The sequence below is a fragment of the Desulfovulcanus ferrireducens genome (genome assembly GCF_018704065.1).
In the GTDB taxonomy this organism is placed as follows: Bacteria; Desulfobacterota; Desulfovibrionia; order Desulfovibrionales; family Desulfonatronovibrionaceae; genus Desulfovulcanus; species Desulfovulcanus ferrireducens.
Genome location: NZ_JAGUQP010000017.1, coordinates 33,442 through 56,541 on the forward strand (window position 1 = coordinate 33,442; position 23,100 = coordinate 56,541).

21 protein-coding genes are annotated in these 23,100 nt (G+C 36.9%); 12 read left to right on the forward strand and 9 right to left on the reverse strand.

Going from position 1 to position 23,100, the window contains the following annotated elements:
- Positions 1–524: 524 nt before the first annotated feature.
- From KFV02_RS07285 to KFV02_RS07335, 11 genes are read left to right on the forward strand one after another with little or no spacing between them, the layout of a single operon-like run.
- On the forward strand, positions 525–911 hold the full coding sequence (locus tag KFV02_RS07285; RefSeq protein ID WP_252380884.1) for a roadblock/LC7 domain-containing protein: 387 nt from the start codon (positions 525–527) through the stop codon (positions 909–911).
- Between the two features lie 2 nt (positions 912–913).
- Positions 914–1,567: a GTP-binding protein gene (locus tag KFV02_RS07290; protein ID WP_252380885.1), complete on the forward strand. Its 654-nt coding sequence runs from the start codon at positions 914–916 to the stop codon at positions 1,565–1,567.
- 1 nt (position 1,568) lies between these two features.
- Entirely contained in the window at positions 1,569–2,642 is a 1,074-nt protein-coding gene (locus KFV02_RS07295; RefSeq protein WP_252380886.1) for a hypothetical protein, read from the forward strand.
- 1 nt (position 2,643) lies between these two features.
- On the forward strand, positions 2,644–3,231 hold the full coding sequence (locus KFV02_RS07300) for a DUF4388 domain-containing protein (protein WP_252380887.1): 588 nt from the start codon (positions 2,644–2,646) through the stop codon (positions 3,229–3,231).
- Complete coding sequence (locus KFV02_RS07305) at positions 3,232–4,179, forward strand: DUF2226 domain-containing protein (protein ID WP_252380888.1); 948 nt, start codon at positions 3,232–3,234, stop codon at positions 4,177–4,179. It abuts the gene before it with no gap.
- Between the two features lie 16 nt (positions 4,180–4,195).
- The gene (locus KFV02_RS07310) at positions 4,196–4,546 is read left to right on the forward strand and encodes a hypothetical protein (RefSeq protein ID WP_252380889.1); all 351 of its coding nucleotides are present in this window, start codon (positions 4,196–4,198) and stop codon (positions 4,544–4,546) included.
- 33 nt (positions 4,547–4,579) lie between these two features.
- Positions 4,580–5,059, forward strand: coding sequence for a DUF8082 domain-containing protein (locus KFV02_RS07315; protein ID WP_252380890.1), 480 nt, complete (start codon positions 4,580–4,582; stop codon positions 5,057–5,059).
- Positions 5,060–5,079: 20 nt separating this feature from the next.
- A complete protein-coding gene (locus KFV02_RS07320) occupies positions 5,080–5,961 on the forward strand; it encodes a methyl-accepting chemotaxis protein (RefSeq protein WP_252380891.1) in 882 nt (293 codons plus the stop codon).
- A gap of 12 nt (positions 5,962–5,973) precedes the next feature.
- Positions 5,974–6,480, forward strand: coding sequence for a cytochrome c3 family protein (locus KFV02_RS07325; protein WP_252380892.1), 507 nt, complete (start codon positions 5,974–5,976; stop codon positions 6,478–6,480).
- A gap of 36 nt (positions 6,481–6,516) precedes the next feature.
- Entirely contained in the window at positions 6,517–7,842 is a 1,326-nt protein-coding gene (locus tag KFV02_RS07330) for a hypothetical protein (RefSeq protein ID WP_252380893.1), read from the forward strand.
- A gap of 14 nt (positions 7,843–7,856) precedes the next feature.
- A complete protein-coding gene (locus KFV02_RS07335; RefSeq protein WP_252380894.1) occupies positions 7,857–10,199 on the forward strand; it encodes a GspE/PulE family protein in 2,343 nt (780 codons plus the stop codon).
- Positions 10,200–10,383: 184 nt separating this feature from the next.
- Here the strand turns inward: KFV02_RS07335 and KFV02_RS07340 are convergent, their stop codons facing one another.
- A complete protein-coding gene (locus KFV02_RS07340) occupies positions 10,384–12,048 on the reverse strand; it encodes a peptide-binding protein (RefSeq protein WP_252380895.1) in 1,665 nt (554 codons plus the stop codon).
- A gap of 268 nt (positions 12,049–12,316) precedes the next feature.
- Here KFV02_RS07340 and KFV02_RS07345 point away from each other — a divergent pair, with 268 nt between their 5' ends.
- Positions 12,317–15,523: a DEAD/DEAH box helicase gene (locus KFV02_RS07345; protein WP_252380896.1), complete on the forward strand. Its 3,207-nt coding sequence runs from the start codon at positions 12,317–12,319 to the stop codon at positions 15,521–15,523.
- Between the two features lie 94 nt (positions 15,524–15,617).
- Here KFV02_RS07345 and KFV02_RS07350 read toward each other — a convergent pair whose 3' ends face one another.
- The 8 genes from KFV02_RS07350 to KFV02_RS07385 form a co-directional block, all read right to left on the reverse strand.
- The gene (locus tag KFV02_RS07350) at positions 15,618–16,082 is read right to left on the reverse strand and encodes a single-stranded DNA-binding protein (RefSeq protein WP_252380897.1); all 465 of its coding nucleotides are present in this window, start codon (positions 16,080–16,082) and stop codon (positions 15,618–15,620) included.
- Positions 16,083–16,225: 143 nt separating this feature from the next.
- A complete protein-coding gene (locus KFV02_RS07355; protein WP_252380898.1) occupies positions 16,226–16,576 on the reverse strand; it encodes a hypothetical protein in 351 nt (116 codons plus the stop codon).
- A gap of 2 nt (positions 16,577–16,578) precedes the next feature.
- Positions 16,579–17,229 carry a biotin/lipoyl-containing protein gene (locus tag KFV02_RS07360; RefSeq protein WP_252380899.1) on the reverse strand — a complete coding sequence of 217 codons (651 nt, stop codon included), beginning with the start codon at positions 17,227–17,229 and terminating at the stop codon, positions 16,579–16,581.
- Positions 17,230–17,328: 99 nt separating this feature from the next.
- On the reverse strand, positions 17,329–19,572 hold the full coding sequence (locus tag KFV02_RS07365) for a carboxyl transferase domain-containing protein (RefSeq protein WP_252380911.1): 2,244 nt from the start codon (positions 19,570–19,572) through the stop codon (positions 17,329–17,331).
- Between the two features lie 129 nt (positions 19,573–19,701).
- Positions 19,702–21,129, reverse strand: coding sequence for an ATP-binding protein (locus KFV02_RS07370; protein ID WP_252380900.1), 1,428 nt, complete (start codon positions 21,127–21,129; stop codon positions 19,702–19,704).
- Entirely contained in the window at positions 21,113–21,526 is a 414-nt protein-coding gene (locus tag KFV02_RS07375) for a PilZ domain-containing protein (protein ID WP_252380901.1), read from the reverse strand. The genes KFV02_RS07370 and KFV02_RS07375 overlap by 17 nt, the downstream gene beginning before the upstream one ends.
- A gap of 6 nt (positions 21,527–21,532) precedes the next feature.
- Positions 21,533–22,264 (reverse strand): OmpA/MotB family protein, encoded by a 732-nt coding sequence (locus KFV02_RS07380; protein WP_252380902.1) that lies wholly within the window; start codon positions 22,262–22,264, stop codon positions 21,533–21,535.
- Positions 22,251–23,009 (reverse strand): motility protein A, encoded by a 759-nt coding sequence (locus KFV02_RS07385; protein WP_252380903.1) that lies wholly within the window; start codon positions 23,007–23,009, stop codon positions 22,251–22,253. Before KFV02_RS07385 ends, KFV02_RS07380 begins: the two co-directional genes overlap by 14 nt.
- Between the last annotated feature and the right edge of the window lie 91 nt (positions 23,010–23,100).

The following is a 23,100-nucleotide window of genomic DNA, read 5'->3' on the forward strand; positions in this document are numbered from 1 at the left end:
TTTCGACCAAGCAAAGCAGACTATACTATCGAACAAAAAAAATGGTGGCCTGAATCTATACGTACCTATTGGCCTATTTGAAATTCAACTGTAATTTTTTTTTGCATCTTCAATAAATAACCTAAAATATTTAACTTAATCTGTCGCCAAACCTACCTAGTATAAGGCATATCAAAGTCAAAATCAAAAGCTTACCTTTATCAAAACCTATAAAAGATAAGGATTTAAAAAAAAACAATATATAATTTTTATAGTTATTCTTCATTTGGCTCAACGTAATCTATGTGGTTTGCGATAGACTCTAACTAATGGGTTCTAATGACTTGAAAAAAATATTTTATGTCGAGAGGTTATCTAGCTCAAAAAGAGTCGATTTAACTCTAAAAGAAATAAAGTTTTTAAAAAAATGCTGAAAAAAACATCTTATTTTTTTGAAAATCTTTTAACTTGTTTTTTAGAATATCTTTACAAAGGCATTTTAGTTGAGTAAAGTAAGCTAAAAAAATATTAGGAGGACAATATAGATGAGTTTTGTTTTAAAGGAAGAACAGGTGGAAAATCTAGAAAAAATTTTAAACAAAATTATTGATGATGGAGGAGCGACCTATGCCCTATTAACCGATACCGGAGGAAACTTACTTTGTAAGGTAGGTGAGAACTCAATTGACGGAACTTCCTTGGCTGTCCTATCTGCAGCTAATTATGCCGCGACAAAAGAAATTGCGTCGCTGATTGGGGAAAAAGAATTTTCCCTTCTATTTCATCGGGGACAAACAGAAAATATTCATTTTACAAGAGTAGCTCCGGATATTCTCTTGATTGTCTTATTTAAACCATATTTGTCATTGGGTTTATTAAGGTTGAAAGTAAATAGTGTAAAAAAAGAAATCAAAGATATTTTAAAGGCTTAACGATGGCAATTATAAATCTACGGGAAGGCATTATACAAGTAAAAATTGTATACTATGGACCAGGTAGAAGTGGAAAAACAACAAACCTGATATACACATATAACAAATTAAAAGAGAGAATAAAGAATAAGTTGTCTAGCAAGTTAATTACAATCAACACAAAAGGAGAAAGGACATTATTTTTTGATTTCTTTCCAATTGGACTGGGAAAGATAAAAGGACTAGATTTAAAGTTACAACTGTATACTACTCCAGGTCAGATTATTTATAATTCTACTCGCAAGTTAGTTTTAAAAGGTGTTGACGGGATAGTGTTTGTTGCAGATTCGCTTTCATCTAGAAGAGAAGCTAATATCGAATCATTTAAAAATTTACAAGAGAATTTATCTTACTATAATCTTTCTTTATCTGATGTTGCGATGGTTTTTCAATGGAATAAAAGAGACTTGGCTGAAGAAGGAATTCCCATATTAGATATAGAGGTGCTTGAGAAAGACTTAAATTCAGAACTAAATCTTCCCTCGTTTCCTGCAAGTGCCTTACATGGAGATAACGTTTTTAAAACATTAAATATTGCAGCCAAAATAACAGTTAAGTCTGTAATTCGCAAACTATTGGGGTCTAATGGGGACGAGAAAATGGCCATTGGAGGATAAAATGCAAAAAATTGAGATTGAAGACATTTCTTTGGAAGAATGGGAAAAGGAAATAAATGAAGGACTTTCTTTTTTAGAAAAAATTGTAGAGGATGAGGATACACCTGAAGCCGAGTACGAAAATACAGATGATCTGAACTCGCAATTAAAGAGATTATTCCATGAAATGGAAAAAAGTTCTGGTCCTGAAATATTAGAAAAAATAAATAAGCTTGTAGCACAAGATGATGAAACAAAGATTTTTTTAAATATATTGCAAAATTTAGTTAAAGCTACTTTAAAAATTGATCCGATAAAAAAACTGGGCGTTCAAATGACAGACTATTTATCACTTTTCTTAGAAAGCTCAAATATAAGTGAGAAAAAAAAAGTAGTCGATGAAATCTATAAAAAGTATTTAGATTTAACACCCAAATCCAAACATAACGTAACGATTAAAAATGATAGTCATCAGATAATTATCAACAAGATTACTCAAGTTTTAGAAAGCAAACTACATGAAATAAACATAAAGATCGAAGAAAATCAGCGTACTTTACATCAACTGGCTTTAGGAAGCTTTAATCAAGGCAAAAATACAGAATCAGAATTAGTTGAAGGGGCAGACGAAATTTCTGGCGAGTTTTATGTCTGTAAAGTAGGCGACAATAAGTTTGCTTTGCCTAAAGAAAGCGTATTGAATATTTATAAAATATCTCCCAAAAAAGCAAAAAAATTGGCCCAAAAATCAATAATTCGCTTTAGCCAGCTAGGTAGCTTATTTTCTTCGATAACTAAAGGACTAAAAAAAGAACTAATTGAAAAAAATAAAAAAGAATTAAGCAAGTTGTTTTTGCATGTTTTAGATCCCTTATTCGCTACTACTGATAGTAACCATACCTATAATAAAGCAGTTCTTCTTAAATTACCGGATAAAGACAAACTAGGAGTAATTTTTGTAGATAGTGTTTATTCAGACAAACCAATACGGGGTGAAATTATAGGAAACTCTGTTGATACATTGGATGGAGAATATCAACTTTTTGACATTGGAAAAGCATGGGAAAAAAATCGATTAAAAGGAGAAATAATATAATATGCTTAGAGGAAAAATAGAGTCAGTTTCTATAGCAAGCATAATTCAGTTGTGCAACCAAGACAAAAAAAATGGGATTCTACAAATTTCGAAAAAAGAAAACAAAATAGGAGAAATTTATTTTAAGAATGGAGAAATAATTGCTGCTCGTATTGGGGAATTAAAAAGCATTGAAGCGTTTAAAAAAATTTTTAATTTAAAAGAAGGAGATTTTGTTTTCCTAATAAAAAATTTTGATATAAAACCTGAAATAGAAGTTAGCTGCGAGTTTTTACTACTTGAAGCAATGAGTAAACAAGATGAAGAAAAAAAGATTAAAGAAAATCTTTTTTACAAACTTAATGAAAAATATGATGTTAAAGAGATTCATTTAGTACCCGATAATTACGATTTAATATCCAGTTTAAGCACAATTGGAGATGAACTGGAGTCAGGAAATCTAGCCTGCGCATGGCTTCAGGATGATGACGAAATAAAAATGATTGTAAAAAAGACAAACGAAAAAGACTTTATTGAGTTTGACTTTAAAAATCAAACAATAATAGAAGATACCTTTTACGAGATAAAAAAGTTGTTAAAGGAGGTGTAAATGATTCTGCCGCGCTTCAGAACGTATCATGAAAATTTAAACTTATATTATCTAAATCTAGAAAGTTACATGGAATTTTTGAAAATTGAACTTTTTAATGGATATATTCAAATTATTTCTGAAAATAACAAATATTTTATTTTTCTCACAATGGGAGAAGTGCTTAATTGCTTCCAAATAAGTAATAACAAAGCAAATCCAATACAAATTTATAGCATTTTTAAAAATATAAACAACAACAATTTTCTTAATACTTATTCGTTAACAGACGAACAGCTAAATTTTTTTGTCAAGGTATTCTTCTCTGAAGCATTGTACGAAAACTTAACTACAGAATTTATTAATGTTAACAATCTACTGGACAAATTAAAAAAAGAAAATCACACCGGATGGCTAAAAACAGATATTAAAAAGAAAATAAAAGGATCAAGCTATGTTTATTTTAACAAAGGGAGAATAATTGGCACATCTACATCATGGAATAAGTGGAAATTTAATGATACTGAAAAAGCATTAAATGAAATAATCAATAATATTGAGAATGGTGTATTTTATGTCTATAAAATTAAAAATTTGAAAACAAGTCACAATGATGAGGAATTATTCAAGAACATTATAAACTTCTTTGAAGAATACATGTCATCTTTAGAAGAAAATATTGGTACAAATAAATTTTCTGTTTTGTGGAGAGAAAAGGCACTAAAAAAAGCAGATAAATATAAATTTCTAGACCCATTTGCTGATGAATTTGAATATAGTTCCGGGAAAATCAGGGTTTGGAATGGAGTTGAAATCAACGAATTGACAGGCGGACTAAAAGAATTGTGCTTGGACATAAATAAAGATTATGACTTTAGCAAAACAAAGAACGATAAAATCAAAAAGATAGCTTCTAAGTATCAACATATTATAGATAAAATGAATTTAAAAGAACTGGTAACATATTGAAACAAGCGGATTAACTATGAAAAAAATCCTAAAAGATATCGTTAAAATAGAACAGGTTAAGGCTGCTTGGATTATTAACAAAAAAACTTATTTAGAAAAGTTTGAAATACCTATCGATTTAAATACAAAAGATAAAGTTCGAAAAGAGTTAAAAAAGTTAATAGAGAAATATTACAATTACAAATCGGTCGGAGGTATTTTTGATAACGACTATTTAATTTGTCAAAATTATAAAGGTTACTGGATAATAGTATGGGCAAATAAAAATAATCCATTCTCATATTTAAAAATGGAAATCGATATTTTAGTACAGGAAAAAATATCAAAAAAAAGTTTTGATTTTGTTAGAAAAATAAAATTATGGTAAGCATCTAAATTCATAAACAATAATGAGGTTCATATGAGAAAAGATTACGGTAGAGATGAGCTAGAAAAAAATATTGTCCTTCTTCCAAGGGAAGTTAATATCAGTCTAAACGGAAAAGAATGGATGGTTATTGCATTAAGCCAAAGGTTTAAGTCAATTAATGATATTTTAAAAAACATCAATTTCGACATAACTGAGCTAACAGAAATTCTAAAGTCCTTAGAAAAAAGGGGGGTTATAAAAATAAGCTCAAAAGAAGCCGAAATAAGTGAAGGTTCTAAAAAATTGCCTACCCTATTTTGGAAGGCATTACAAACCGAGCTGTCTACTATAATTGGCCCTATAGCAAGTACACTTATCGAGGAAGAATTAGAAGAAATAAACGAAAATAAGGGAACTTTTACTTATCAAAAAGCAGCTGGTTTCATTGAAAAAATTTCCCTAGAGATTGATAACGCATCACAAAGAATGGTATTTCAGAAGAAGATGCTCGAAGTTCTAAAAAGATTGTAACAAGGAGGAGGATTAATCACATGAGCTTAAAAATTAAATTTGTTATAATTTTCCTTTTAATTTCATTGCTTCCTTTGATTATTGCAGGAGGAGCCGGTTATTATCATATTAATGAGATTAGTAAGTTATCTATTTCGCAGACTAGTAAAAGTCTAAAAGAAATGGCAGAGTTATTAGTAGAACAAAAATCTAATGATGTATCTAAAAATGTAGAGTTTTTAGTTAGGCGCTTCATGCAAGAAAATGACGACAACATCGAGATTGAAGAATTACAATATGACCCTGACTTTAGCTCATTAACTATTCAGACAATAGGTAAAACCGGGTATACATATTTAATTTTTCACGACAACGATAATTTTACAGTTTTTTTACATCCAAACCCAAAGTATATTGGCAATGATATAAAATCAATACCAAACAGTATTGACTTTATTAGAACAATTAAAAACGTTAAATTAAAGCAAAAATCTGAAAAAGGATATTTCAAAATATTTAATAACGGTAAAGAAGAAAATATTTTCATGGTTATTACGCCAGTCCCGAACACATCATTTTTTGTTGTAGCTCAAATTTCAACAAAAGAAGTTGAAGAGCCTGTAAGAAATCTCAATAAAACATTTCTGGATAAGCAAAAAGATTTTTTAATTCAATATAATATTGGAGGAATTGCAACCGGTATGATTGTATTCTTAGTTGCGATTTTATTTGCTATAAGATTAGTCCGACCTATTGTTCACCTAACCGAGGTTGCAGAAAAGATTAGCTTAGGTGACCTAAAAGCACCAATTGAAATTACATCGACTGATGAAATCGGAGACTTAGCTGATGCTTTAAGAAGAATGCAAGCAAGCTTACGAAAAGCTGTTCAGAGATTACAAAGACGAAGAAAAGGTATCTAAGAGGGAATAAATATGTATAAATTATTCAAATTGTTTGTTGCAAGCTTTATCACATTCTTCTTTTTATCTACAATTGGATTTTCTCAAAGTATCGATTTGCTAAAAATTAACGATCCTGGCTTTGCCAAATTAGGAAAGTATAAAAAGCCTCCTGTGTTTTTTTCTCATGATACTCATGTTGATGAATATAAAATAAAGTGCCCAACTTGTCATCATATATACAAAAATAGAAAAAATGTTTGGACACCTGATCAAGAAGTACATGAATGTTCTCAATGCCATGGAAGTAGTAAAGCTGAACTTATTAATGCATATCATATGAAGTGCTGGGGTTGTCATAAAAGATTAAAGGAGGAATACTCTAAAGCAGACGTTCCAACATCAGATTGTAAGAGATGTCATATCCCCAAAAAAAATTTAAAAAGTGAAATGAAGAGAATTAAAGACAAAATGCTTAATAAAGATTTAAAACTTTTTGAAGTTATTAACAAATTAGAGGTAAAAGGTTTTTATAAATAACTTATACGAAGACAACTAATGGTATGAGGTTTATCAATGGACAACAAAATTAATCTTCAAAACTTGGAAGAAGCCGCTTTTAATGCTATAGATGAAATATTCTCTGAAGAAGAAAAAAAAGACGACAATGTTGTACGTCTAGAAGAAAAAATTTTAGCTCTGGACTGGGAATTTTCTGAAAACGATTTTTTTGAGCTACGTGAAATTTTAAATTCATTAAAACAAACATATACCGACGATATAAATAGAACACTACTAACTATGATGGATAATATAGCAAAATTTGTAATGACTGCTAAAGAAAAATCTCCATCAAATTCTCTTGTCGTATTAGCTCAAATTGCAAAAGGATTTAAGGAAATAAATTTTAACAATTTAAATGCAACCCAAAAAAAGGAAAAGCTAGGCAAAATATATAAGTTTTTTACACAATTTAAAAATGATATAATTGCAAAAGCAAAAGAAGAAAATAAAGCAAGCATTCAAGGTAAAGCATATAAAAAAGAAATAACAGAAAATAAATTAGAAAACAAAAAAGAACTCTTTGACTATTCACAAGAAACAGCATTAGCATTTGATAAAAACATCTTTAAAGACTACATGAAAAAGTTGGAGAAAAACATTAATGATATTAATAAAAAAATATCAGATTTAGAATTTAACAGAGAAATTTTTTCTCGTCTTGAGAATTTAGAAGAAAAGATCGATACAATACTATCATTTATACACAAACTTAATAACAACAATTCATTTGCAACAGATATTAAAACAAACATTGAAGAAGAATATGATGAAAACGACATTGATAAAATTGACTATGAGGCCCAAATTACAACTGATGATGAGGATGATAATCGTATTGGAGAAGAGTTAATAAAAGACACAGAAAATGATGGCAGTGAATTCAAGGAGGACGATATCATTCCATACGTATACGTTTTTCACTTAGACGATAAACTTGTAGCTTTTCCTTATGAAGCTGTTTTAAATATCTACTCCATTTCAAATGAGAAAGCAAAAAAATTACTGAGTCTAGAGCAATTTAAATTAAAAAATCTTAAAGGATTTATGAAAAAATTAAAGAAAAATATGCGAGGTAGTTTGCGCAGAAAAAAGGAAAAGGAACTTAAGGAGCTTGTAGTTTTTTCTAAAAATATAAGCTTAGCTACTGAAAACACTCACTATTCCAATGCGTTACTTGTCGAGTGCGGTGATAAATACAATATCTTTTTTGTAGGCAAAGAGTTGAGCTCAAAAGCTTATTTACCGATCAGCATAGAACAAAAAGACGAAAATGACATTATGGGGCATGTTGTAATTGAAGGAACAAAAAAAGCTTTTTTAATAAATCCCTGCCAGTAGAGTAAGGTGTAGAAATGAAAACTAATAATGTTTTAGACCAAACCTTATTCTCTTTAAAATTAAAAGAAGCAGAGATTTATTCTCAACATGGCTTACTGGATGAGGCTAAAACGATCTATTCCTCTTTACTGGCTGAGATAGAACAAATGCCCGCCACTAAAGAAGTTGAAATTCAAAAAAAATATCTAATAGAAGTTTATAATAAACTAAACATAAAAGACAATAAAGATCATTTTGGTCAAAATAAAAATGTAAACGACAAATTTACCGTAGATGAAATTTACGAAAAGGCTTTAGCTTTTAAGGATTTAGGTCTATTTAAAGAAGCTTTAAATGAGTATAAAAACATTTTAAATGAAAATTTCAACTTTGAAGATGTAGTCAATGGAATTATAGATTGTTACAAATCTCAGGGCCAAAGAGTAAAGGCCATAAACTTTCTAGAACAAATACTAAATAAAAATAACTTTACTTTACAACAAAAGGATTTCATAAAATATAGATTATCAAAACTATACGAAGAATCAGGATCCTATGCAAAATCTTTATTCTTCCTTCAGGACATCACAAACAAATCTAACTTTAAAGATTTAAACATCAAGATAAAATCAATTTCATTAAGAGCCAAAGGCGGAACAAAATTTGATTATCTTTTACAACAAAATATAATCACAAAAGCCAAACTACAAGAAGCTTATTCTTTTTCAAAAAGAGAAAACAAGAGTATTGAATACGTATTGCTAAAAAAATTCGGAGTTTTAAAAAATGATTTAGCAGAGTCATTATCTCTATATTATGGTTGTCCTTTTTATTCTTTTGATCATAATATTTCTATTCCATCCGAGTTATTTAAAAATTTAAAATATGATTACCTGAAGCACAACCATTGGCTTCCTATTAAAAAAAATGACAATCAGATTACAATTGTTATTGATAACCCTTATGACTTATTACGTGAAGACTTAATCAAAAAATTATATCCCAATAACGAAATCAACTTTTTAGTTGCCATCAAAGAAGATATTGAAAATTTTATAGATTTTTACTTTAAGCAAAACAATCAAAAAAATGAATATATAAAAAAAATAATAGATGAGTTAAACTTAGAATTTGAAGAAAAGAATGAAGAAATTATTGCAAATGAAACCACGGTCCAGGATAGCAAAGTTGTACATTTTGTTAATCAAATGATAATTGATGCATGGCAAAGAAATGCATCTGATATTCATATTGAGCCTTCTCCTTCAAACAATATTACAAATATAAGATTTCGTATCGATGGCGTTTGTCAGCCTTATGTTCAAATCCCAAATTCCTTTTCCAGGATTGTGATTTCAAGAATAAAAATCATGGCCAACCTAGATATTGCCGAAAAAAGATTGCCCTTGGATGGAAAAATTAAATTTAAACAAAGTGACAAAAAGCAACTTGAGCTTCGTGTGGCCACCTTGCCCACTTCAGGAAAGTATGAAGATGTTGTTATGCGTCTACTCCAAAGTGGAAAGCCTTTAAAACTTCACGAACTAGGGATGTCTGAGGAAAATTTGATTAAATTTAGAGAGATAATATCTCAACCGTACGGTTTAATTCTAGTTGTTGGACCAACTGGCTCTGGCAAAACTACTACTTTGCATTCTGCGCTAGGATACATCAACACTCCCGAAAGAAAAATTTGGACCGCGGAGGACCCTATTGAAATCAGTCAAGAAGGACTACGTCAGGTTGAAATAAACTCAAAAATAGGTTTAACTTTTGCCAAAGTATTACGCTCTTTTCTAAGAGCTGATCCTGACGTAATTATGATCGGGGAAATGCGTGATGAGGAGACAGCATCTACTGGAGTGGAAGCCTCTTTAACAGGACATTTAGTATTATCAACTTTGCATACCAATAGTGCTCCTGAAACTGTATCGCGGCTTTTAGAAATGGATATAGATCCTCATAATTTTGCTGATTCCCTCTTAGGGGTCTTGTCACAGAGATTAGGAAGAAGGCTGTGCGAGGAATGCAAGGAAGCATATCATCCGGATGAAAAGGAGTTTGAAGAAATTGTTAATGAATATGGCAAAGAATACTTTGATCGTCTAGAAATTAAACATACTAAAGAGTTAATTTTATATCGCCCCAAAGGATGTCCGGTTTGTGCTGGCACCGGATACAAAGGAAGGATAGGTTTTCATGAGTTACTCGTTAATAATGACGACATTAAAAACTTAATCAAAAAAAAAGCCCCTGCCGAGGAAATTAGAACCAAAGCCATAGCCGATGGTATGACCACCCTGAAGCAGGACGGCATTGCTAAAATTTTTCTAGGGTATACCGATATGAAAGAAGTAAGGCGTGTGTGTATGAAATAGATCAAGATAACTAGATATTTTATTAAAGTTCAATTTTTAGATATTTGAATCGCCTAATAATTAGCCCAACATAAAATTTTTCATAATGCTCTTCAAAATCACAGGTGCCAACAAAAGATGCAAAACTCTCTTGGGTTAAATTTAATGCCCTGAGACTTGAGTGCATCCGGGTCCCTAATCATTATCAATTAAGGATGGTCGTCGTTGCCGAGGGCTTTGGTACCCACCAGCGGATAAAATTATGGGTAATACCGGCCGGGGCCGCCTCAACTCCCTGAAAACAGCGGTGGACAATTGGGAGTGACATAGGGACATACAAGAAACAATATGGCTGGTCGCGATGCAAAATCTCTTGTAAGCGATCATAAATTGCCTTTCTCTTTTCCTGATCAAATGTCCTGCGTCCCTTTTCCAAAAGCTCATCCACTTCTTTGTTTTTGTAACCAATAAAGTTTAAACCTCCAGAAGCTGTACGCGAAGAATGCCAGACATCATAAATATCCGGATCCTGAACAATATTCCAACCTAGAATCAAGGCCTCAAAACGCCTTTTGTGCACGAACTCTTGAATAAAAGTAGCCCACTCCACAGTCCTGATTTTAACCTTGATCCCTACCTGTTTGAGCCGTTGCTGAATAATTGTTGCAGCTTTAACCCGCAAGTCATTACCCTGATTGGTCAAAATAGTGAAAGAAAAGGGCCGGCCATTTTTATCAATAATTCCATCCCCATCATGGTCAGTCCATCCCTCTTCAGCCAACATTTTTCTGGCTAAAGCCTGATCAAAAACATAGTCTTTTATTTTATCATTATAGACCCATGTCCCGGGTTTATACGGCCCAATCGTAGGCACGCCCTGGCCCAGAAGAACACCTTTAACAATCTCTTCTTTATTTATGGCGTGGGCCAAAGCCTGTCGGACCTTCACATCTTTGAAAAGCGGATGCTCCAGGTTATAACCAAGATAAGTGTAACTAAAAGATAGATACTTGTATTTCTTGAAATTATTTTCCCAGAACCGCCCCTTGGTCTGAAACAAAAACTGCTGAGGAGTAAGGCCCATCATATCCAGGTTTAGAGCTTTAAGTTCTAAAAGCATTGTCGCGCTATCCGGAATTATCCTATAAACAACCTCATCTAAATAGGGACGGCCTTCAAAATAATCCTCATTGGCCTTTAAAACCAACTTGCGTCCGGGTTCCCACGCAGCCAACCTAAAAGGTCCTGCCCCCATAGGCTCACGACTATATCTGGTTTTTAATAAATCTTCCTTTTCCAGAATATGTTTGGGCAAAATAGAATTGGCCCATGTGACCAGAGAACGGGCAAAAGGCTTGTCATAAACCACTTCAAAGGCATATTTATCTATCAACCTAAATTCTTTTATGGCTTTATAGTCTTCAGCATAGGCTGTAGGAGTTTTTGGATCAATCATTAAACGGTAGGTAAAGTAGACGTCTTCGGCAGTCAGCTCATAACCATCAAACCATTTAATACCGGGCCGGAGTTTAAAGTAAAGTTTTTTACCTTGTTCAAGTACCTTAAACTCCTGAGCTGCCCATGGTTTAAGTTGGATATTTTTATCATATTTCAAAGGGGCTACATAAATTAGATCAGCAACCTCATGAGAGGCACTATCCGTGGCCAAGGGTGGAATAAGATTGCTTGGTTCACCACTTATACCCAAAATAATTCTGCCTCCAAATTCTGGAGTTACCGGAATATGCTTCTGCTCTTTTTTGGGGAGGTAAACTTTATTATTTTCTTCGTCTCGGTCCATTTTGCTTTCAGAACATCCAAGCACCAAAAAAATAAAGCAAAAAACGACTAAAAAAAAATTTTTTAACATACAGCCTTCCTTAACCTACTAATTTTATTAACAAGAATAATTTATTTGAGCAAGCAACAAAAATCAAATTCCCTCTTGCAAAATCCAAAAACTTTGATTAAATGGGTATGTTGTTCTTTTTGCGGTGTTGCACCTAAAAACTAATACCAACTTATAATTTTGCCTTAAAGAGAAAAAAAATCAATAAAGGCAACGCATTAGAGAAGTTCGATAGATCAAACTGGATTCAATCGAAAAAATTAAAGATTTTTAGGGAGCTTTGAAAGAGATGCTTAGTAATGAAGAAAAGAAAGTCAAAGAAATTCTTCAAAACTTTGTCAAAGAAAATATTCCTGAGTATATTTTAGAAATATCGGAAGAGTTGATTGCCCAAAACGGAGTACAAAAAGTCACTTTAAAAAAAAGGGACCAGTATTGGGATATTGAGGGTCATGTCCAGGGTGACGATTTTCAGATGTACAATTCTGAAATAGGCCTGAACCTGGAAGGAGAATCTGTAAACTTCTATTGTAATTGTCCAGAATCATTTTCCGGGATATGCAAACATATTGGAGCTACTGTCCTAAAATTTTTATCTTCTTTAAGCGAAGACAGCCAGGACGCAATCCCCAAAGCCCGCACTGATTGGCGGCATAATTTCCATCATTTTTTTGCCACTGAACTCGAACCTGAACCTGGTCAACACTACTTAGTCTATCGATTCTTCCCGGAATACGGAAGACTCCAAGTAGAATTTTTTCGAGCCAGGCAAAATAAGTCAGGATTGTCTACCGTCCTTAACCCAATTACTTTAGAACAAATAATACGTAACCCTAATTGGTGTGAAGTCTCTCCCTCTCTTCCCAAAGTTGCCGAACAAATTGGGCAATATCTGGACTATTATGGTCATCGCGTTGAAATTCCCTATGGACTCTTAACCTGGTTTTTCTGGACCATTCGTGATGAATACTATCTCTTTTTTGAGGAGACAGAACAACCTGTTCGCGTTCTCAGCACCCCTATGCGCTTACAGCTGAGACCTACTCTTTCCGAAGATGGTTTAAGTTTTGAAATCATGCTTGGCCGGGAAGGAAAACTCCCTTTCTCTATAACCGGAGAAAAAGTCTTTTTCTATGGTCAGCTACCATTATGGGTTTACTGGAAACATTGTTTTTATCCCGTCCAGACAGGTCTTCCCCCAAGCCTGATCCAGGAGTTGGCAGTAGAGCCACCAATAGTCCCTCACAGTGAAATTTCTGAATTTCTGGACCGGGTCTGGACTAAAATCCACGCCTCAGACCTCTTTGGTCAGGAAGAATTCCTCGAACGCATGTCGCCTATCTTTGTTCAGGCCAAATACAATCCTAAATTGTTCCTGGATGAAGAAGGAAGTCTTTTAACTTTACAAATTCAAAACATATATGAAACAGAACACGGCGAAATTACTTTAAGCGGCCCTGACCAAGACCTGCAAACCGGCAGTTACCAATTCGAAGGTAAATCCTTTCTTATTCGCCGTGACCAGGCCAAAGAAGGCGAGCTGTTATCTAAACTAGTGGATATAGGTTTCCAAGCCCGAAGCAACTCCATGTGGTTTTTAGAGCCTGAAGAGGCCATTAACTTTCTCCTTGACCACTATCCACAACTTATCAAGGAGTACCGCGTCTTTGGAGAACAAAACCTGACCAGATATAAAGTGCGTCTCTCTCCGCCCAATGTAGTGGCCAAAGTAGAGACCAAAGAAGAAGACAAATGGTTCAACCTGGACATCGTGGTTGAATATGAGGACATCCAAGTCCCCATCGAAAAAATCTGGAAAGCATGGACCCAGGGCAAACGTTATGTCCAATTAAAGGATGGTTCTTATACCAGTTTGCCCGAATCCTGGCTGAAAAAACTGGGGCACAAACTCCAGGCCATGGGTTTTGATCCTGAAAAGCCGCCCAAGAAAAAATTCCATAATCATGAAGCACCTATCCTGGATAAAATCATTGAGGACATCGATGATGTTCAGGCTGATAGCTTCTGGACAGAACTCAGGGAAAAAATCCATTCATTTACCGAGATCAAACAAGTCTCCCCACCTAAAGGCCTTAACGCGACTCTTCGCCCCTATCAATTACAAGGTCTTAGCTACTTAAATTTTCTCAGGGAATACAAGTTCGGCGGGATCCTGGCAGACGAGATGGGCTTAGGTAAAACCATCCAAACCCTGTCTTTCCTCCAATATATGAAAGAAAAAGGGCTCAAGGGTCCCAATCTAATTATTGTTCCTACCTCGGTTCTACCCAACTGGGAGCGGGAAGCCCAAAAATTCGTTCCGGACATGAAAAGGCTGGTCATCTATGGAGCGCGGCGAGAAAATATGTTCAAAAAGATCAAGGATTCAGAGTTGGTTATGACTACCTATGCTCTTCTTCGCCGCGATCTGGATGAGTTAATCAAGCATGAATACAATTCCATTATCCTGGATGAAGCTCAAAACATCAAGAATCCCAACACTATCACTGCCCGATCCGTGCGTAAGTTAGAAGCCAAATTCCGTCTCTGTCTATCTGGAACACCTATTGAAAATAATCTGCTGGAACTATGGTCTCTTTTTGAATTCTTAATGCCGGGCTTTTTGGGTTCACAACACGCCTTTCAAAAAGGATTTGTCAAACCTATCAAAGACGGCGATCAGGAAACTCTGGAATATTTACGGGCCAGGGTCAAACCATTTATCTTGCGCCGAACCAAATCCGAAGTGGCCAAAGATCTGCCTCCCAAGGTGGAAAATGTCTACTACAGCGCTCTGCTTGACGAACAAATGGAACTTTATGCCGCTCTGGCCAAAAAACTCAAAGAACAGGTCATGCAAAGAGTGGACGAAAAAGGCATTGCTGGCAGTCAAATGTCTATTCTCGATGCCTTACTTAAACTTAGACAGATCTGCTGTCATCCAAGATTGCTCAAATTGGATATGCCAGGAGTGAACACCAATATTCCATCAGGTAAATTCGAGGCCTTTAAAGATCTGGTCACCAATATCATTGAAGACGGACATAAAGTTCTGGTCTTTTCCCAATTCGTTCAGATGCTGCACATAATCCGCTCATGGCTGAATATGAATAAAATCCCCTTTGCTTATCTGGACGGCTCGAGCAAGGATCGCTTCGAACAAGTAGATAGGTTCAATAATAACCCAAATATACCTATTTTCCTCATTTCACTAAAAGCTGGTGGTACCGGGCTTAACCTGACTTCAGCCGATTATGTTATCCACTACGATCCATGGTGGAACCCTGCTGTAGAAAACCAGGCCACAGACCGCACACACCGCATTGGCCAGACTAAGCAAGTATTTGCCTACAAGATGATCTGTGAAAATACAGTGGAAGAAAAGATCCTCAAACTGCAAGAACAAAAAAGAGGTGTAGCCGAAGCAATAATTCCCGGCCAGAGTGCCTGGAAGTCACTAACCAGAGACGATTTAGAAATGCTTTTTGAAGTATAAATGGTAGATGTGAAGTTGGGAGGAATGGGTGGATGAGTAAATGGGTGGTCATTAACCCAATAAGCACATTCACCCATTAGCCCCTTTAACCAGATTAAAACGGAGCGTCATCCATGCCCCCGGCTTCAGAAGGAAATGCCGGGCCTAGTTCTTCTTCTACATTATTTTCTTTAGCTTTCTCTTGAACTGGATCAGGGGCAGTAGCATATGTTTCGCCCTGCTGTCCTTTTGGATCTAAAGCCTGTACTCTGGAAGCCACAATTTCTGTGGTATATTTGTCCTGTCCTTGCTGATCCTGCCATTTTCTGGTCTGCAAACGACCCTCCACAAAAACCAACCTGCCTTTAGTCAAATAGTTGGCACAAAATTCAGCTTGCTTATTAAAAACAACAATCCTGTGCCATTCAGTACGCTCTACTCTATTTCCTTCCCTGTCCGTATACCCCTCATCCGTTGCCATGGAAAAGTTAACCACCGGCATTCCACTAGCTGTATAAGCAAGTCGAGGATCCTGGCCAAGTCGGCCAATCAAAAACACTTTATTCAAGCTCGCAGCCATTTATCCCCCCATTTAAAGGTTATAAGTTTGAAGAGTAGAGTTTAGAGTTAATTTTTAGGTTATTCTAAACTGGAAAACTTTGAACCAAATTCCTTTTCTTGTCCTGAACCAAAGCTGAATTCAAACTCTAAACTCTATTTTTATTACAACTGTCTGATTTCTTTTTCCAATTGATCCAGTTCATCTTCCAAAGAATACGACAGTTTATTGGCTATCTGAGGTTGCCAGTCAGCTAGAGCCTCCTCTAATTGTTTTTTGATGGATAAAATCTTGTTCAGACGCGGGCTCAAAGTATCTATCATTTTTTTATCCAGGTCTTCAAAACGAACCCTATCATGCAAAGTATCAACTAGTTCTAATACTCCTCTAACTCTCGCGATTCCTGACAGTTTTTCTTGTCCAAAGGCTATCTTATAAAGTCCTGGCCAGGCCTCTTCCACTTCTTTTTCGCTAAAGGTATAAGCCATAACCCGAATTTGCAATACTCGACCCATATTTACTCTCTTTCTTCCCATTCACTTTGGATACGAGCGACAACATCCTTAATCTGTCCCAATTGCTCTCTGGGACAGACACCAATCAGAGGCTTGCCCGCATCCACACTTTCACCCGGCTTAAAATAAAGAGCATAGATAATACCTTCCGGGCCCTGATATGGGATAATTGTTTCTCTTTTCATTCTGGACAAAATCAGGATCTCATCTCCTTCTTTAACATTGACCGCCTGGCACCCCTTCGACTTTATCTTTCTATCAACTTCAGACACAAAATAATACTTTCCTTTTTCCGGGGCCAAAAACAAGGATAAGGCTTTTTGTAAAATAATGTCTATGACTTCTTGCTTGGTTAGAAAATGTCTGATCTTTAAAAGCGGGGTACCTGCCTGTACAAATTGCCCATCTCTTAAGCCGCAAAATTCAACCACCTCGCCTTTTTCCGGCGCATAAAGGGGCTTTTTATTTCCTTCACGTACTAAATAAGCCAGTAAGGTCCCTGGCTTTTCGTTCCATGTTCCTGAAACCCCTTTTACCTTTGTCCCCACATCTTTGAGCACAAACTCGATGTTCCCCGAATGAGGAGAATATATAGTAATTTCTCTATAAGGGGCCTTTTTAATATCTTCTAATAGTGTCTTTATATTAAGCAATGAATCTTGCTCCTTCTAATTCAAGCTGTTAACTTGTAAGACATAATTTAATGGCATCCACGAACCATTACTTCCACGTCGCCAAATCATAGCAGGAACTTAGCCTAGCCGATAATAAAGATTTCTTCCACCCATAGTTACCAGGGCCTGAAATAAGTTATTCCTTACCTCGCGGCGATCCCAGATGCCTTGAATGTGTCCACGGGATAAGGCCCGATAGGCCCGGTGATAGTCCGGGGGGATATCTAATCCTGTTGTCTCTTTAATTACACCCGGACCGGCAAACCCTATATTGGCCGAACGTACTGCAAATTGATAAGGTGAACAACCTAAGAAGCTGGCTACCGGTCCGGCATAAGAGTTGGTATCATAAAGGACCACATACAGTCCACCGGCCTCCAGATATCTACGCACAGCCATGGTACATCTGGGCATCTGGATTACTCCGTTTGTTCCCTCCTGGATTCTAATTCCCGCTGTTCCATGTACATAAGCCAGGAAAGGCATGTGTTTTAGCCTCGCCCGTTCCACAGCCCGGATAAATTTCTCTCCTTCAGCAGCTCCCACACTACCCCCACGGAACTTAGCCATAAGCAGGGCCACAACCACCTTGAGGCCTTTTATAGATGCCTCGAAAGTCATGCATCCGCTTTTATGCCCGGTCATTTTTTTGGCCTGCTCCAGCTTGTGCTCAAATCCTTCATAATCTAAAGGATTCGTAGCTTCTATTTCCTCATTAAACTCGTGAATAGAACGGGGATCAAAGACATTGTATAAGTACCATTCATACTCCATGGGAAAGTGATGGCCGCAATAACTGCACACACCTGCAAAGTCACCAAATAGATCCGGAGCCCAAAGGTCCAAACAACCGTACTTCTCAGAGTTGGGGCAGCTAATGGCCCGATCTTGCCTGGCCTGAGGACTGATGTATGTCCAATCCGTGTGAGAGGCACTGCCCTTCTCCCAGGTTGACAAACTGGTTAACTCGCTGGTTTCACCCTTTTCCTTTTTAAAGAAAGGCAGTTCACGTAATATCCTTGAAACCTGCTGTATAGTTTTCCCCAACGCAGCATGGAGCTCTCCCTGGACATCTTCGACAACTTGAGAAATTTTGCGCTGATGACGTCCCAGGATATCATAACGAAAGAATGAATAAATAGCCCAGGCTAAATCCATGCCCTTGGAGAGAACCTTTTTCCACGCAGGTCGATTATCTATATATGCATGCTGGCTCAACCCCCGAAATTTTCGATACCGTCTCCAGATGAGTCGTTCTTTAGATTTTGCACCCAGAGTCCAACGTACATAAATATTTGGATTCTTTAACTTTCTTAAAGCAAAAGTACGGAAAAACTTTATTCCCCGCACATTCAACACCACCTCGTCCGTGGCACGAATCACTTCCTGACGCAACCGCTTAAAAAAATCATAATCTTCAGGTCTAGCGCCTAAAGGTGGCTCTTTGATAATGCGGTCAATATAGCCCATTCGCAGATTATCTTCCGCAGTAATCTTTAGCTGGGCAGCACACTTTTCCACCAGTTCCGGCGTAGTGCTCATCCCGGGCTTAATGCGTCCCTCTATGGCCGCTGCTCCTTCAGGAGAAATGACTGAATAATAACCATGAGAAAGCATCAATCGCATGTCCGCCAGGCCAATAGCCTCGGCCCCGCCTGATCCTCCTTCAGAAATAACCGTAATAATAGGAACAGTAATTCCGGCCATTTCATATAGATTACGGGCTATTTGCTGGGCAGCCCCCGGATAATCTTCAATCGGATAGGAACCAGGTGTAAAAATATAGGTATGAATAGGGATATTTTCTGTCTCCGCAACTTTCATATATTGCAAAGCCTTGGCATTACCCCAAGGTTTTACTGACCCACCATTTCTAAATTCCTGCCCATGCCCCTTTTCCTGACCAATGACCATAACCGGCTGATTATAGACTTTATTGCCTACTTTACGGGTTATGTAGGCACGGGCAATAATCATAGCCGGGTCTATGCTATATTCGTCCTGGCCGCCAATCTCAGTATAATTATCGTAAACATTCTCCAAAATATCTTTAAGACAGATACGCTGAGGATGCCGGACAATACGCACCTTGTCCATAGGCGTAAGCTGTTTTTCCAGCTTCTTTTCCAAAAAAGAGAACAAATCCAACAGCGAAGCAATTTGACGCTTACAATCTTTGAGTTCTAATTTAGGATAACGTTTTATAAAATCACTTAATTTTGAACGCAAAAGGGCAATATTGGCATTTTCTTTTGAACCAAATATATCTTCAATATATTTTAATCTTTCTTGTAATTCCTGAATTTGTTTTTCAATATCGATCATAGTAGTCTGCGTTTATTGGGTTTATTATTAAGTTACCTGCCCCGCCATAGGCGGGGTCGAGTCTATTAGGTTTGTCGAGTTAACCTGTGCCTACATCACAGACTCTAACCCCTATATCCTCAAACACTAAAACTTGAGCAAATCATCTGTTTTGGACAGCAAAAATTTTATATTTGACTTCAATGGCTGTCCATTCTTATCTTTTCCTTCTAAAATCAAGTCGTTTAAAAACCTTTTTCCTCGCTCAATGGCCTGATCCAGATCTTTACCCCAGATAATGGCTAGAGCCAGGTTGGGGTCAAATTCTGTGGGTATCTCATAAGGTCTGTTGGTTGGGACTTGAGTATACACCTTGACCCATGGAGCCTCTGTCCATGAAAATTTTTCAATGCGTCCCACCCAGGGAGTAAACCTGTCTTCAGGGTCTTCGGCTAGAATCCTGTATTCTATCCCCACTCCATCAAAATTAATATCTTTTTGAGTATATCGCAAAGGCTCTCCCAAGGCTAAACGAATCTGCTCCCGGATCAAATCCACTTCCTTATCTCTGACTTTAGAGATAATGGCCGATACCCCATTTTCCACCTGAATCCGGGTATTTACTTCCATTAAAAAAGGATGGCCAGTGGGGCTGATAATCCACTCCCACGTGCCTACATTGTCATACCCCACTTCTTTCGCCATACGCAGAGAATATTTAACAATATCATCAAGAACCTTCTTGGCGTCAAAAGCATAGCGAATTTTCTCCGGATAAAATCCCGGTGCGACCTCTATGCGCTTTTGGCGACCTATACTTTGGATCGTGCAATTCCGGGTTCCGAAATGAACGACGTTCCCATTACGATCAGCTACAATCTGCACTTCCAGATGATTAAAATCAAAAATTCTCTGCTCAATGAGTACGCCTTCGTCACGGAACTGTCGCTTGGCGTAGCTTTTTATCCGACGCAAGACCGTACGGAATCTGTCCAGATCATTTACCTCTTCAATGCCCATTCCCCCGCCTCCGGCAGAGGCCTTGACCAAAATAACAGGATTTTCAATACCCTGCTTTTCCTGAAACTCGAATAGGGAACGAGCCAGTTCTTCTGCTTCTAAATCATTAAAAATAGGTTTATCCGATCCAGGTACAGTTGGAACATCCAGTCTCCTGGCCAATCTTTTAGTGTTAATCTTATCTCCCAGCTCCTTGATTACCCGCCAGGAAGGGCCAATAAAAATCAACTTACGACTTCTTTGCACCACGCGGCGGGCAAAGCGAAAGTCTTCTGCAAAAAAACCATAGCCGGGATGAATAGCCGTTGCTCCAGCATCATCAGCCACTGCAAAAATCTCATTGGCATCAAGATAGGAGCTAATCCGGTACAAAGCCTTTTTTCCGCCATATTTCAAGGCCAGGGTACAATGTTCCGATTCCCTATCCTCTTTTGTGTACACACAAACAAAATCCAGGCCTAAACTTCTACAGGCCTGGAGAATACGGATAGCTATTTCGCCTCTATTAGCAATCAGAACCTTATGCCTTCTTCGCAAATTACTTATTTTTTGCATTTCTCCTCTTTTTTATAAGGCTGATATTTTTTTTCTGAACTTCTAAAACAAGTTTATCCAAACACAACTCTTGCCGGTAATCCAAATTTTGAAACCGACAAGCTACAATTCCATTTCCCACTCGGACTACCTTAGCCTTAAGCAAGGACAAATATAATTTGTTCCTCAACCATAAGCTAAGCTCAATTTCCGTGCCTTCAACAAACTCTCTCACATATTCAACAGGGTCAAAAGCGACTCCTTTTACACTAAGATCAAGAACGGGGAAAAAAAGTTCTTCATCTTTTTCCCCAATAGAGACCTTCAGCCCGGGCACTCTAACTCTATATGCTTGGCGCCTTTGATTTTGTCCTCCAGGGTACTCCAAAGAATAATCGGTTAAAAAATCATCAGGCATTGCCCGTTAGCCTCCTATCATCTTTTCCAGGACAAATTCCACACGCCTATTCCTAGCTCTATTTTCATCACTATTGTTAGGGTAAAGAGGGTTAAGATCAGCAAAGCCAGTAGCAGTTAGTCTTTCAGGTTCAATACCAATGGAAATTAAATAGCGCAGCACATTAATAGCCCGCAAAGCTGATATCTCCCAGTTATCCTTAAACCTGGACCCCGCTCTTGGTGGGAGATTATCTGTATAACCACGGATATTGATCTTCTGGTCCGGATGACGGATAAAAAAATCTTTCATCTCCTGCAACACCTTTTTCCCCTCTGGCTTAAGTTCCACCTTTCCAGAATCAAAAAGGACCGAGGCAGGAAGACGTAGAGTAATTTTGCCCGATTCCAAATAGGCACCTACAATTCCTTCTAGTCCCTTTTGGGTATAGTAATATTGGAGATCAGCAAAAACTTTTTGTTGTGCTTTAATCAGTTGCCGAAATTTTGTTACTTCATTTACTAACACGCCTTCGTTGCCTGTCTCTATCTTTACACTGCTTGGAATAACACTCTTGCCACCAAGTGCCTGACGCACAGAATGGATAGACTTCAAAAATTTCTCATCGTTTAAGGAAGACATGGAAAAGAGAAGAATAAAAAAAACCAGCAACAACATGGATATATCCGCAAAAGTGGTTATCCAAGCCGTACTTTCGTCTTCTTCTAGTTCTTCTATATCCCAATTATCTTCGTTCATATTTTCGATCTCCTGGAGCGACAAAGGAAGAAAGCTTTTCGTAGACAAACACGGGGTTATTGTTTTCCAAAATAGATTTCGCCCCATGAAAAATAATTTCCAAATGCATGATTTCCTGCAGACTACGGCTTTTAAGCTTTCCGGCAATAGGCAGAAATACAAGAGTGGACAACAGGGCCCCATAAAAAGTCGTCAAAATGGCCACAGCCATAGCCGGTCCGATAACCTTAGGATCTTCTAACCTTGTCAACATCTGAACCAAACCGATTAGAGTCCCGATCATACCAAAGCCAGGGGCAAAAGCCGCCATTTTTTTAAAGACATCCTGAACTATGGCATGGCGCTTACGCATGGATGAAATTTCTATACGCAACGTCTCGGTAATCATTTGCGGTTCAGCATTATCAGCAATTAACTGACAGGCCTTTTTCAACACCATATTATCGGTCTTGACATTCTCTAAGGCCACAAGACCATCCCTCCGACTTATCTCCGCCACCCTGACCATAGTGTTTACCACTTCGTTGGAAGTCACTTTTTTACTTCCAAAAATATAAAAGGCCGCCCGAAAAGCCTTGAAAATATCCTCCACGGGAAAATTAATACAGGTTGCTGCAAAAGTCCCGCCCAGGACAATCATCATTCCCGGTATATTAACAAACACATCAACGGCACCACCCCAAAATATGGCCCCGATAACCAGGGAAAACCCTACAATGATCCCAAAAAAAGTTGCAATATCCATAATTCCGCTTTAAATAGAGATTTAAGGGTACGATCGATTTATCAATTTTACGCCACTACACAACAAAAAGTCCAAGATAATGCTTCGAATA